The sequence below is a fragment of the Amaricoccus sp. genome, assembly GCF_036846665.1.
GTDB lineage: Bacteria > Pseudomonadota > Alphaproteobacteria > Rhodobacterales > Rhodobacteraceae > Amaricoccus.
In genome coordinates this window covers 1-12,465 of sequence record NZ_DAIUBO010000110.1, presented here as the reverse complement: position 1 = coordinate 12,465, position 12,465 = coordinate 1, and the positions used below count along the sequence as shown (strand labels likewise).

The following is a 12,465-nucleotide window of genomic DNA, read 5'->3' as shown; positions in this document are numbered from 1 at the left end:
CGGCGAGGCCTTCGACAAGATCGCCCGCCATCTCGGCCTCGCCGCGCCCGGCGGCCCGGCGCTGGAGGCCGAGGCGCTCGGCGGCGACCCGGACCGCTTCGACTTCCCCCGGCCGCTGCTCGACCGCGAGGGCTGCGACCTCTCCTTCGCCGGGCTCAAGACCGCGGTGCGGCGGGCCTGCGACCGGCTGGTGGCGGCGCAGGGCGGCATCACCCGCGCCGATCGGGCCGATCTCTGCGCCGGCTTCCAGGCGGCGGTCACCGCCACGCTGGAGGAGAAGACCCGCCGGGCGCTGCGCGCCTTCGCCGCGCGCCACGGGACGACGACGCTGGCCGTCGCCGGCGGGGTCGCCGCCAATCGCGCGATCCGAGCCGCGCTGGAGGCCGTGGCGGCGGCCGAAGCCTTCGCCTGGCTCGCGCCGCCGGGCGCGCTCTGCACCGACAACGGCGCCATCACCGCCTGGGCGGCGGCCGAACGCATGGCGCTGCGCGGGCCGGACGCGCTCGATCTCCCGGCGCGGCCGCGCTGGCCGCTCGATGCCGCGGCCGCGCCCATGCTCGGCTCGGGCCGCAAGGGAGCCAAGGCGTGATCGGCGTGCTCGGAGCCGGCGCCTTCGGCACCGCGCTGGCCGCGGTTCAGGCAGCGGCCGGCCGCGACACCCTGCTCTGGGGCCGCGACGCCGCCGCCATGGACGAGATCGCGGCCTGCCGGGAGAACCGCGCGCGGCTTCCCGGCGTGCCCCTGCCGGAGTCGCTCGGCGTCACCGCCGATCTCGCCCACCTCGCCGGCGCGGAGATCCTGCTGCTGGTGGTGCCGGCGCAGGCGACCGGCGCCTTTCTCGCCGCCCATGGCGGCGATCTGCCCGACGTGCCGCTGGTGCTCTGCGCCAAGGGCATCGACGCGGCCACCTTAAGGCTCCAGACCGAGATCGCCGCCGCCGCGAGCCCGGGCCATGCGCTGGCCGCGCTCACCGGGCCCGGCTTCGCCGGCGAGATCGCCCGCGGCCTGCCCACGGCGCTCACCCTGGCCTGCGGCGATTCCACGCGCGGCCGCGCGCTGCAGGCCGCGCTGGCCGCTCCGCGGCTGCGGCTCTATCTCACCGACGACGTAACCGGCGCCGAGCTCGGCGGGGCGCTCAAGAACGTCGTCGCCATCGCCTGCGGCATGGCCGAGGGCGCAGGTCTCGGCCATTCCGCCCGCGCCGCGCTGATGACCCGCGGCTTCGCCGAGATGAGCCGACTCGCGGTCGCGCTCGGCGGGCGCCCCGAGACGCTGGCCGGGCTTTCGGGGCTCGGCGACCTCTCGCTCACCTGCAACTCCTCTCAGTCGCGCAACTTCACCCTCGGTCGCGCGCTCGGCGCCGGCGCGGCCCGACCCGGCGGCACCGTCGAGGGCGTGGCCACCGCCCGCGCCGCCTGCCGACTTGCGGAGGGCCGCGGCGTCGAGCTGCCGATCGCCGCCGCGGTGGCCGGCGTGCTCGAGGGCGGGCTCACCATCGCCGGCGCGATGGAGGCGCTGCTCTCCCGGCCGCTGCGCGAGGAGTGACGCCCCGCCGCCGGCTGATCGACTCCTCATATTGGCGCAGCGCCGCGGGCTGGCGTCGTCGGCCGGTCCGCGATAGAGCCCCGGCATCGGCGGAACCCGGACGGGAAAGGGGCGGAGATGGCATACTGGCTCTTCAAGTCGGAAGCGGAAGCCTGGAGCTGGGACGACCAGGTGGCGCGCGGCGAGGCGGGCCAGGAATGGGACGGGGTGCGCAACTATCAGGCGCGCAACAACATGCGGCTGATGAAGCCCGGCGATCTCGGCTTCTTCTATCATTCCCAGGCGGAGAAGGCCGTGGTCGGCGTGGTCGAGGTGATCGCCGTGGCCCACCCCGACAGCACCACCGAGGATGCACGCTGGGAATGCGTCGACATCCGCGCGGTGGCGCCCTTCCCCAAGCCGGTGACGCTCGAGGCCTGCAAGGCCGAGCCGCGGCTCGCCGGCATGGTGCTCGTCAACAACACCCGCCTCTCGGTCCAGCCGGTCAGCGAGGCGGAATGGCGCGTCGTCTGCGAGATGGGCGGCTACAAGGGCTGAAACGACCTCCGTCCGATGGATTTGGCGCGGCGGCCCCGGGGGCGTCCCGCAGTGGGACGCCATGCAAGTAATTGTTATTGCACTGAATTCCAGATGAGGTCTGGACGATCGCTTCGGATCGGCGCGAGGCGGGTCGCCTCGCAATCGCCGGTTCGGGTCGACCGGGCCGGGGAACCCCCGACCCGGGCGGAACGTGTGGCTGCGTCGCAGGCCATTGAAACGGTGCGCGTGTCAGCACCCGGTCACCGCGCAGACCCGGCGCAGGAAGGGCGCGTTCGGCCCGTCCGGCACCGGTGGTACGGCACCCGCGGCGGCGGGCGCATCCGGCGTGGGGCAGGCCAGGACATGGCCGGGGTCGAGCCCGTCCATGGCGCAATCGGAGATCGGCCAGCCCTCGGGGATCGCCGTCAGATCGACGGCGCGCCATTTTGCGTGCCCCCGGGCCGTCAGGACGTCCATCTGCGACAGGATCACGTGCGCGACATCCGCGATCGCCGTGCAGCTCGCCCGGTGGTAGGAATTGACCGGCGGCCTGAAGCCATAGGCCATCAGCAGGGTGCGGACCGCGAGCACATGGACGTCCGCATCGACCATCGGATAGCTCCCCGCCGCGATCGTCGCCGGCGCATAGACCGCCGCCAGCGCCGGCTCGTGCAGCGCCAGCAGGTGGTAGCGGCCATCGCCTAGCCGCGGGTCGCGGAAGAGCTCGGCCGGGGCGGCGGTGACGGCGAACATCGCGTCAATCTCGCCCGCGAGCAGCGCCTCCAGCGCCGCCTCGGGGCCGAGATCGTCGATCCGCGCCGCGGGCCGGACCTCGGCGAGATCGAGCACCAGCCCGGCGGTGATGAAGGTCCCGCTTTCGGCGAGCCCGACCGAGACCCGCTGCCCCGACAGATCCGCGAGCCCGGCGATGTCGCGCCGCGCGAGCAGATGAATCTCCGAGACATAGAGCGGAAAGACCACCCGCAATCCGTCGGCGATCCGCCGCAGCGCCGGATCCTCCGGGCCGAAGGTCTGCAGGTATTCCAGAACGTCGTCCTGCATGAAGCCGAGCTGCGTGCGCCGCCGGTCGCGGATCGCGGCGGCGTTCTCCAGCGCGCCAGCCGTGGGCTGGACTTCGAGCGTCAGGCCGCAGGTCCCGGCGGCCGCCACGATGTCTCGGCCGATCGCCGTATCGGTCTCGGCTGGGCCGGCGGCGACGATATTGACCTCGACCTCCTGCGCCGCCAGCGCCGCCGGCAGCAGCACGGCCAGCAGCCCGAGCCCGGGCAGGCGAAGGCGGCGGCGCCCGGGCGTCGCGCGCAGCGCCGGCCTCAGCAATCGCCCAGCCCCCGCACCAGCGCCGCCGCGGTGAAGCGGTTGATCCCGCCGAAAGCCGCCCCGAGCGCGTCGGTCACGCAGGCGCCGTCCCGCAGCTCCCCGGCCAGCAGGCCCAGCTCCGCGTCGCTCGCGCCCCCGAGCCCCGGTGCCGTGGCGAGCGCGGTCGCGATGCTGAGTGCCGAGCGGCGCCCGCCAGCGTCGGCTGCCGGTTCCGCCGCCTGACCGGGTTGCGGCGGCGCTTCGGCCTCGGCCTCGGCTATCGCCGATTGCAGCCGGGCCAGGCGGCCCTCGGCCGCCACCAGCTCGGCTTCGAGGCCGTTCTTGCGCGATTCCAGCGCCGCGGCTTCCGATTCCAGCCCCTCGATCCGGGTTTCGAGCTCGCCGGCCCGCGCTGTGGCGGCCTCCGCCTCCGCAAGCGCCGCAATGGTTTCGGCGCGGTCGCGCTCCAGCGCGGCGATCTCCAATTCGGCGCGATCGGCTTCCTTCCGCCGCGCCGCGATCGTGGCTTCGATGGCGTCCAGTTGCTGCGTGGCCGCCTCGGTTTGGGCCAGCTGCCGCTGCGCCGCCTCGCCGAGCGCCTCGAGCCGCGCCTGCGCCTCGGCCTCGAGCCCGGCCAGTTCCCCGCTGCGAACCTCCTGCCGCGCCGTCAGATCCGCGGTCGTTTCCGCCCGCCGGCCTTCGAGTGCCGCGATCTCCGCCTGAAGGGCGCTGCGTTGCCGTTCGAGCTCGGCGAGTTCGGCCTGGACGATGGCGATGGCCTCGGCGCCGATGGCGGTGAAATCCTGGGCCGGCGCCGGCCCCGCCGCCAGGATGAGCGCCGCGAGGCCCGCGGCGCCGCGAAACCGGAGCTTGCGGGGAGCGCCCGGCCGCGCCATCTAGCCCTCGATCCAGACGTCCAGCCGGCCGGGCTCGGTGTCGTTGAGCAGCTTGCCGTAGTCGCGGGTCGAGACCTCGATCCCGCCGTCGCCCAGCATGCCCGAGAGGAACCGCGCCAGCGCGGCCGCCGGGGCCTCGTCCTCCGCACGGTAGTACCCGACCCTCGAGGCGGCGATCTGGAACGGCAGCACCTCCATGACGACCGGACCGTATCCCTCGGCCTCGAGCGCCGCAGCGATCTGCTCGCGCCGCTCGGGCGCGAGATTGGGCCCGACCCGCAGCCGGATCGCGCCGGGCTCCTCCGCGGCGGCGGAGGGCGTCGGGCTCGGGGCGGACGCGACCGGCGGGGCGGTGGCCGCCACGGTCTCGGCGGGGGCCTCGGGAGACGCCCGTTCCGGCCAGGCGCCGAGCCGCAGCAGAAAGGCCGCGCCCACGATGGCCAGGGCGGTCAGCACGCCCGCGGCGATCGCCAGGCGAACCGACCGGCGCTGGCGGTCCATGGTCTCGCCGATCTCGCGGTATTCGGGGTCGCGATAGTCGGGCTCGACAAGATCCGGCTCGACCTGCCGCGCCTGCGGAGCGGCCGCGCGCGGCTGCGGCCCGCCGTCCATGCGGCCGGTCGCGCCGGTGGGCTTGGCCCGCGCCTTGGCCAGGGCCGCCGCGACACCATGTCCCGTCCCGCCGCGCGGCGGCGGAGCGGCGCCGCCCTCGCCGTGATCGGCACGCGGCCCACTCCGCCACGGACCGGAGACTGCGCCGGCCCGGATGCGGTCCGGCCGTCCCCAGTTCTCCGCCGTGCCAGCGGAGGGTGAATCGCGCGCTCCGTCCTTGCCCAAGCCTCGATCCTCATAACGGAGACGCCCGCCTGGAGGCGGGCGCCATGCGTGGAACGATGATAGGCAAAGCGCGCCGGCCTCGAAAGGACTATTCCCGGCGATCCTTAAGCCGCGGCAGGCAGCCGCTCGCCTAGCCCCTGGTGGCGGCCTCGTACCAGTCGACGATCATCTGCCGTTCCGACGGCTCGATGTCGGTGACATTGCCCGGCGGCATGGCATGGGACCGGCCGGCCTGGAGATAGATCTCGCGGGCGTGCGCGGCGATCTGCGCCTCGGTCTCGAGCACGACCCCCTTGGGCGCGGTATGCAGCCCCGGCCAGAAGACCTCGGAGGCATGGCACATCGAGCAGCGCCCCATCACCGTGTCGGCCACGTCGCTGAAGCCCTCGGCCGAGGCGAACTGCATCTCGACGGGCGAGAGCGTCGCTGCGTCCTCCTCCTCCGCCGCGTCGGGCTGCGAGGCGGGAACGGTCGAGAGCCAGGCGATCAGGATGAAGAGGATCGCCGTGGCGAGCCAGGTCCAGCGGGGTTCGCCCTTCCGCGCATGCATCGTGTTGAAGTAATGCCGGATCGTCACGCCCATCAGGAAGACGAGGCTCGCGATCAGCCAGTTGTACTGCGTCCCGAATGCCAGCGGATAGTGATTCGACAGCATCAGGAACAGAACCGGCAGCGTCAGGTAGTTGTTGTGCGTCGAGCGCAGCTTGGCGATCTTGCCGTATTTCGGATCCGGCGTGCGTCCGGCCTTCAGATCCGCAACCACGATCTTCTGGTTCGGGATGATGACGAAGAAGACGTTGGCCGACATGATCGTCGCGGTGAAGGCGCCGAGATGCAGGAGTGCCGCGCGCCCGGTGAAGACCTGCGTATAGCCCCAGGCCATCGCCACCAGGATGATGAAGAGCAGCACCATCAGCGTGGTCGGATTCTCCGCCAGCTTCGACTTGCAGAGATTGTCGTAGAGCAGCCAGCCCACGCTCAGCGAGGCGAGGGAGATCAGGATCGCCACCCACGAGGGCACGTCCAGCACATGCCGGTCAACCAGGAAGAGATCCGCCCCGGCGTAATAGACGATGGCGAGCATCGTGAAGCCCGAGAGCCAGGTCACGTAGCTCTCCCACTTGAACCAGACCAGGTGGTCCGGCATCTGCTCCGGCGCCACCAGATATTTCTGGATGTGGTAGAAGCCGCCGCCATGCACCTGCCATTCCTCGCCATGGGCGCCTTCGGGCAGATTCGGCACTTTTCGCAGCCCGAGATCGAGCGCGACGAAATAAAACGACGATCCAATCCAGGCGATGCCGGTGATCACGTGCAGCCAGCGCACGGCAAAGGCGATCCAGTCCCAGATGATCGGGAATGCGTACATCCTGTCCTCCCCAGTTGATTCCCCGACCTTCTCAGATCCGGACCTTCGTGGGAATCCCCGCGATGCGCCAGCACTTTCGGGATTCCCCTGAAAATGATAGCGTCGCGCCATGTCCTACGTGAACACGTTGCGAACCTTCGTGCGGGTCTGCGATCTCGGCAGCATGTCAGCCGCGGGGCGCGACCAGCGCGTCTCGCCGGCGGTGGTCAGCGCGCGCGTCGCCGAACTGGAGAAGCACCTGGGCGTGCGCCTCTTCAACCGCACGACCCGCAGCCTTCAGCCGACCGAACAGGGGCGGATCTTCTACAAGGGGGCGCTCAGGATCCTCGCCGCCATCGAGGAGGCCGAGGCCGAGGTCGCCGAGGTCTCGCGCAAGCCCCGCGGCTCGATCCATGTCGCGGCACCGCTGGGGATCGGCAAGCGGCTGATCGCGCCGCTCATCCCGGAATTCAACGATCTCTATCCCGAGATCGACGTGCGCCTGCGGCTATCCGACCGCAAGCTCGACGTCACCGCCGAGGGGCTCGACGTCATCTTCATGCTCGGGGATCTGGAGGATTCGAACCTGCGCCTGCGGCCGATCGCCGATTGCCGCCGGGTGCTCTGCGCCTCCCCGGACTATGTGGCGCGCCACGGCATGCCCATGAGCGGCGAGGATCTGGTCACGGGCGGGCACAATTGCCTGCTCCTGCGCTTTCCGGGCGCGCGCGAATTCGTCTGGACCCTGCAGACCGCCACCGGGCCGCGCCGCTACGAGGTGCAGGGCTCTTTCGAATCCGATGACGGCGACGTGCTGACGGCCTGGGCACTGGCAGGGCGCGGCATCGCGCTCAAGCCCGCCTTCGAGATCGCCGAGCACCTTCGCAGCGGTGCGCTCGTCGTGGTGGCCGAAGCGGAGCCGCCGCTCGACGTCCAACTCGCCTGCCTCTATCCGCACAAGCGCCTCCAGGACCCCAAGAGCCGCCTCTTCATGGATTTCATGGTTCCCGCCTGCAAGACGGCGCTCGGCGAGATCCTCGAGCGGATCCCCGCCGCCGCCCCGACCTGACGCGGGACGCGCCCGGCCGCACCCAGGGCGCGACGCCTAGTTGCCGCCCAGCGCCTCGACGGCGACGTCCTGGAGAAGCCGGTCGGGATGGCCGGTGCAGGCGGCGTTCACCGTCGCCGCCCATTGCGCCGCCAGCGCCTGATCGGCGTCGGGCATCTCGCCGCCGATCGGCTCGACGGCCGTCAGCGCCTTCATCTGACCGACGGAATCCATCACCACGAACTGCCCGCAGGTCACGGCACCCTCCTCGGGTCCGTGAGAGAAATCGATCTGGGCCATCGCCGTCCAGGGCAGAAGGGCGGCCATAGTCAGGGCGGGGGCAAAGCTGCGCATTCTCGGGTCCTCCTTTCGGTTCCGCTCGGACGCCGGCCAGCTTCGCCGCATGGCCGGCGCCCGTCGATCCCGGACCGGCGCGCCTCAGCTGCCGCGATAGGTCGAATAGCTGTAGGGCGAGAGCAGGAGCGGCACATGGTAATGGACGCTCACGTCGGCGATTCCGAAGCGGATCGGGATCTGGTCGAGGAAGCGCGGCGATTCGCCGGCGATCCCGGCACCGTCGAGATAGTCCCCGGCATGGAAGACGAGCTCATAGACCCCGACCGGCATCTCGCCCTTCGGCAGCACCGGCGAATCGGTCCGCCCGTCGGAATTGGTGGTGAGCGAGCGCACCAGCGCGCGCGATTCGCCCTCGATCCGGTAGAGATCGATCCGCATCCCTGCTGCCGGGCAACCCCGCGCCGCGTCCAGCACATGGGTCGAAAGATAGCCGTCCGTTCCAGTCATTCGCCGTTCCCTCCGCTTTGCTGGCCGGGAGTATCGCCGCAACGGCGCCCGCAAGACCAGCCGGGTTGAGGCGAAAATCCTTCAAAAAGATAATGTAGCCGAATCTCCGGACAACTCCCTATGCTCGCCTCCAAACCAAGGGCGAGGAGGACACCCAATGACGCGCTACCCCAGGAATCTGATCGGCTACGGCCCCAACCCTCCCGCCATCGAATGGCCGGACGGGGCCAAGGTCGCCATCAGCCTGGTCCTGAATTACGAAGAGGGTGGCGAGAACTGCATCCTCCACGGCGACGAAGCCTCAGAGGCCTTCCTCTCGGAGATCCCCAACGCCCAGCCCTGGCCCGGCATGCGGCACTGGGGCATGGAGTCGATCTACGAATACGGCGCCCGCGCCGGTTTCTGGCGGGTTCGCGACCTGGTGGTCTCGCGCAACGTACCGCTCACCATCTACGGCGTCGCCACGGCGCTGGCCCGCTCGCCCGTTCAGGTCGCGGCGATGAAGGACGCCGGTTTCGAGATCGCCAGCCACGGGCTGAAGTGGATCAACTACGCGAAGTTCGGCCGTGACGAGGAAGCCCGGCACATGGCCGAGGCCATCAAGCTCCACACGGAAGTTGTGGGCGAGCCGCCGCGCGGCTGGTACACGGGCCGCTGCTCGCACAACACCGTCGAGATCGCCGCGGAGAGCGGCGCCTTCGACTGGCTGGCCGACAACATGGACGACGACGTGCCCTCCTGGTTCGAGCACGCCGGCCGCCAGCAGCTGATGATCCCCTACAGCCTCGAGACCAACGACATGCGGTTCTCGGCCGGCACCTTCCACACCTCCGAGGATTTCTTCGTCTACCTGCGCGACACCTTCGACACGCTGCACGCCGAGGGCGAAGCCGGCAGCCCCAAGATGATGTCGGTGGGCCTCCACTGCCGGCTGATCGGCCGGCCGGGCCGGATCAAGGGCCTCGCCGATTTCATCGACCACGTACAGGCCCGGGGCGGCGGCTGGTTCGCCACCCGCAGCGAGATCGCCACGCATTGGAAGGCCCGCCATCCGGCGCCGCCGGTGGGTGCGCCGCGGCCCACGACCATGAGCCGCGACGACTTCGTCGCCCGGTTCGGCGGCGTCTTCGAGCACAGCGCCTGGATCGCGGAGCGCGCCTTCGACCTCGAGCTCGGCCCGGCGCATGATTCCGCCGCCGGCGTGCACAACGTGCTGGCCCGCGCCTTCCGCGCCGCCGAGGAGCGCGAGCGGCTCGGCGTGCTGACCGCCCACCCCGATCTCGCGGGCAAGCTCGCCGCCGCCAAGCGGCTGACGCCGGAATCGACCGCCGAGCAGGCCGGCGCCGGGCTCGACGCGCTCACCGACGCCGAGCGCGCGCGCTTCACCGAGCTCAACGACACCTATCAGGGCAAGTTCGGCTTTCCCTTCATCATCGCGGTGCGCGACCACGACAAGGCCGGGATTCTCGCCGCCTTCGAATCGCGCATCGCCAACGACCGGGACAGGGAATTCGCCACCGCCTGCACCCAGGTCGAACGCATCGCCCAACTTCGCCTCGAGGACATGCTGCCATGAACGAGCAAAGCCCCTTCCCGCGCAGCTATTACGCGCCCGCCGGCGGCCTGCCGGCGCAATCCGAGCTGATGACCGGCCGCGCGGTCTTCACCGAGGCCTATGCGGTGATCCCCAAGGGGGTCATGTCGGACATCGTCACCAGCTTCCTGCCCAACTGGAGCGGGACCCGGGCCTGGATCATCGCGCGGCCGCTCTCGGGCTTCGCCGAGACCTTCTCGCAATACATCATGGAGGTCTCCCCCCGCGGCGGCAGCGACCGCCCGGAACCCGATGCCGGGGCGGAGGGCGTGCTCTTCGTCGTGGAGGGCGGCATCACCGTCACCCTCGACGGCGCGGCCCATGAGCTCGCCTCCGGCTGCTACGCCTATCTGCCGCCGGGCAGCGCCTGGACCCTGCGCAACGCGGGCGACGTCCCGGCGCGCTTCCACTGGATCCGCAAGGCCTGGGAGCCGGCCGAGGGCCTCGAGGCCCCCGATCCGCTTTTCCTCGACGAGCGCGACATCGCGCCGAGCCCGATGCCGGACACACAGGGTCGATGGGCCACCACCCGCTTCGTCGACCCCGAGGACCTGCGCCACGACATGCATGTGACCGTGGTCACCTTCGAGCCCGGGGGGCTCATCCCCTTCGAGGAGACCCACATCATGGAGCACGGGCTCTACGTGCTCGAGGGCAAGGCGGTCTACAAGCTCAACCGCGACTGGGTCGAGGTCCAGGCCGGGGACTTCATGTGGCTGCGCGCCTTCTGCCCGCAGGCCTGCTACGCCGGGGGACCGGGGCGCTTCCGCTACCTGCTCTACAAGGACGTGAACCGCCACGCCCGGCTGCCGCGCGGCTTCGGGCCGGGGGGCCGCCCATGAGCCGCGAGATCGCGCTGGAGCCGCTCACCGCCGAGGCCTTCGCCCCCTACGGGGACGTCATCGAGACGCACGGCGAGCCCAGCTTCCAGATCAACGCCGGCATGTGCGATCGCTTCCACGATCTCGCGCGGGTGGATTTCGACGGCGAGGGGTCCCGCATCGGCATCAGCGCCGGCCGCGGCCGCCCCTATGCGCTGCCCTACGAGCTGACGATGGTCGAGCGCCATCCCTACGGCAGCCAGGCCTTCCTGCCGATGTCCGAGGATCCCTTCATGGTGATCGTCGCTGCGGAAGAGGCCGGCACGCCCGGCCGGCCGCGCGCCTTCATCACCAACGGCCGCCAGGGGGTGAACTACCTGCGCGGCGTCTGGCACGGGGTGCTGACGCCGCTCGGGCGCACCGCCGATTTCGTGATCGTCGACCGCATCCCGACGGCCGGCAACCTCGAGGAGCATCACTACGACGCTCCCTGGAGCATCGTCGAGGCCTGAGCGCCGGCCACGATCGTGGGCTGGCTGTCCGCGCGCGTCTGCCTGTCAGGCGCGCGCGGTTCCGTCTGGTGCCGAGTCCGCGGGGGCATGTGGCGGCGTCCCGCAGCGGGACATGGCATACTCCATTGTTGTCACGATGATTTTCTGACCTTGCCGGTCGGGCGACATCCGGTCCCTTCGACCGGGGCTCACATGGTGCCGCCCGCGGGACCGACGGGGGCCGGTACAACTTACCGCGCACGAAACATTTCCGAAGACCCTGACACCGGATCCGGCCGCGCCGTCGCGCCCGTCCCATCGGGCTGGCCGAGGCTTACACCGTTTCGGTGACGGGGCCGTGACGGGGCGCCGGGGCGCCGGCGGTCCGCTCCTCCATCCAGGCATCGAGCGCGGCGGCTTCTCCCGCGTCGAGCCGCAGCCCGAGCTTCGAGCGCCGCCAGAGCACGTCCGCCGCGCTGCGCGCCCATTCCCGCTCCATCAGCCACACGACCTCCGCCTCGGTCAGGTCGTGGCCGAAGCGCCGACCGAGATCCTCGGCGTTGCGCGCTTCGCCGAGGATCTCGCGCGCCTCGGTGCCATAGGCCCGGACGAGGCGGCGGGCCCAGCGCGGATCGAGGAACGGATAGGCCGTGAGCAGGGCGCCGATCAGCCGGCCGGGCTCGTCATGCCGGAAATCCCCGCCCGGCAGCGGCACCCGCGCCGTCCAGGCGCCGCCCGCCTGGGGAAAACGCGGCGCGAGCTTCGCCATCGCCGCCTCGGCGAGGCGGCGGTGCGTGGTGATCTTGCCGCCGAAGACGTTGAGCAGCGGCGGCGCATCCCCCGGCGCGTCGAGCGAGAGCACGTATTCGCGCGTCGCCGCCGTGGCGGATTTCGCGCCGTCGTCATAGAGCGGGCGCACCCCGGAATAGGTCCAGACCACGTCCTCGGCCGCGACCGGCGCACGGAAATATTCCGAGGCCGCGGCCCGCAGGTAATCCGCCTCCTCCGGGGTGCAGACCGCCTCGCCCGGCGCGCCCTCGTGGTCGCGGTCGGTGGTGCCGATGAGCGTGAAATCGGTCTCGAAGGGGATGGCGAAGACGATGCGGTCGTCCGCGCCCTGGAAGATATAGGCCCGGTCGTGCTCGAAGAGCCGGCGGGTCACGATATGGCTGCCGCGCACGAGGCGCACCCCCTCGCCCGACTCGATCCCCAAAGTCTCGGCGATGATGCGCCCCGACCCAGGCC

Annotated in this window: 13 protein-coding genes and 1 pseudogene; 7 read left to right on the top strand and 7 right to left on the bottom strand. The window is 71.2% G+C overall.

Going from position 1 to position 12,465, the window contains the following annotated elements; translation table 11 throughout:
- From V7050_RS11930 to V7050_RS11920, 3 genes and pseudogenes are all read left to right on the top strand, one after another.
- Positions 1-589: pseudogene (locus V7050_RS11930) on the top strand (tRNA (adenosine(37)-N6)-threonylcarbamoyltransferase complex transferase subunit TsaD); the annotation flags it as partial.
- Complete coding sequence (locus V7050_RS11925) at positions 586-1,545, top strand: NAD(P)H-dependent glycerol-3-phosphate dehydrogenase (protein ID WP_324364697.1); 960 nt, start codon at positions 586-588, stop codon at positions 1,543-1,545. The pseudogene V7050_RS11930 and the gene V7050_RS11925, both read left to right, overlap by 4 nt.
- A gap of 117 nt (positions 1,546-1,662) precedes the next feature.
- Positions 1,663-2,082 carry an EVE domain-containing protein gene (locus V7050_RS11920; protein WP_324364694.1) on the top strand — a complete coding sequence of 140 codons (420 nt, stop codon included), beginning with the start codon at positions 1,663-1,665 and terminating at the stop codon, positions 2,080-2,082.
- A gap of 231 nt (positions 2,083-2,313) precedes the next feature.
- Here the strand turns inward: V7050_RS11920 and V7050_RS11915 are convergent, their stop codons facing one another.
- The 4 genes from V7050_RS11915 to V7050_RS11900 form a co-directional block, all read right to left on the bottom strand.
- A complete protein-coding gene (locus tag V7050_RS11915; protein WP_324364692.1) occupies positions 2,314-3,402 on the bottom strand; it encodes a TAXI family TRAP transporter solute-binding subunit in 1,089 nt (362 codons plus the stop codon).
- Entirely contained in the window at positions 3,396-4,277 is an 882-nt protein-coding gene (locus V7050_RS11910) for a hypothetical protein (RefSeq protein WP_324364690.1), read from the bottom strand. Before V7050_RS11910 ends, V7050_RS11915 begins: the two co-directional genes overlap by 7 nt.
- Positions 4,278-5,114 (bottom strand): hypothetical protein, encoded by an 837-nt coding sequence (locus V7050_RS11905; RefSeq protein ID WP_324373653.1) that lies wholly within the window; start codon positions 5,112-5,114, stop codon positions 4,278-4,280. It abuts the gene before it with no gap.
- 130 nt (positions 5,115-5,244) lie between these two features.
- A complete protein-coding gene (locus tag V7050_RS11900) occupies positions 5,245-6,483 on the bottom strand; it encodes a urate hydroxylase PuuD (RefSeq protein ID WP_324364686.1) in 1,239 nt (412 codons plus the stop codon).
- 109 nt (positions 6,484-6,592) lie between these two features.
- On the opposite strand from V7050_RS11900, the gene V7050_RS11895 reads away from it, so the two are divergent.
- Positions 6,593-7,531 (top strand): LysR family transcriptional regulator, encoded by a 939-nt coding sequence (locus tag V7050_RS11895; protein ID WP_324364685.1) that lies wholly within the window; start codon positions 6,593-6,595, stop codon positions 7,529-7,531.
- Positions 7,532-7,567: 36 nt separating this feature from the next.
- Here the strand turns inward: V7050_RS11895 and V7050_RS11890 are convergent, their stop codons facing one another.
- Complete coding sequence (locus V7050_RS11890; RefSeq protein ID WP_324364682.1) at positions 7,568-7,864, bottom strand: hypothetical protein; 297 nt, start codon at positions 7,862-7,864, stop codon at positions 7,568-7,570.
- Positions 7,865-7,948: 84 nt separating this feature from the next.
- Positions 7,949-8,314, bottom strand: coding sequence for a hydroxyisourate hydrolase (gene uraH, locus V7050_RS11885; protein WP_324364681.1), 366 nt, complete (start codon positions 8,312-8,314; stop codon positions 7,949-7,951).
- 157 nt (positions 8,315-8,471) lie between these two features.
- Between uraH and puuE the strand changes: the two genes are divergently transcribed.
- From puuE to V7050_RS11870, 3 genes are read left to right on the top strand one after another with little or no spacing between them, the layout of a single operon-like run.
- Positions 8,472-9,890, top strand: a complete 1,419-nt coding sequence (puuE, locus tag V7050_RS11880) for an allantoinase PuuE (protein WP_324364678.1) — start codon at positions 8,472-8,474, stop codon at positions 9,888-9,890.
- Positions 9,887-10,750 (top strand): bifunctional allantoicase/(S)-ureidoglycine aminohydrolase, encoded by an 864-nt coding sequence (locus V7050_RS11875; protein ID WP_324364676.1) that lies wholly within the window; start codon positions 9,887-9,889, stop codon positions 10,748-10,750. The genes puuE and V7050_RS11875 overlap by 4 nt, the downstream gene beginning before the upstream one ends.
- Positions 10,747-11,241, top strand: coding sequence for an ureidoglycolate lyase (locus V7050_RS11870; RefSeq protein ID WP_324364674.1), 495 nt, complete (start codon positions 10,747-10,749; stop codon positions 11,239-11,241). The genes V7050_RS11875 and V7050_RS11870 overlap by 4 nt, the downstream gene beginning before the upstream one ends.
- Before the next feature lie 313 nt (positions 11,242-11,554).
- Here V7050_RS11870 and glpD read toward each other — a convergent pair.
- Positions 11,555-12,465: glycerol-3-phosphate dehydrogenase (glpD, locus tag V7050_RS11865; RefSeq protein WP_324410575.1), on the bottom strand; the 911-nt coding region annotated here is incomplete at its 5' end.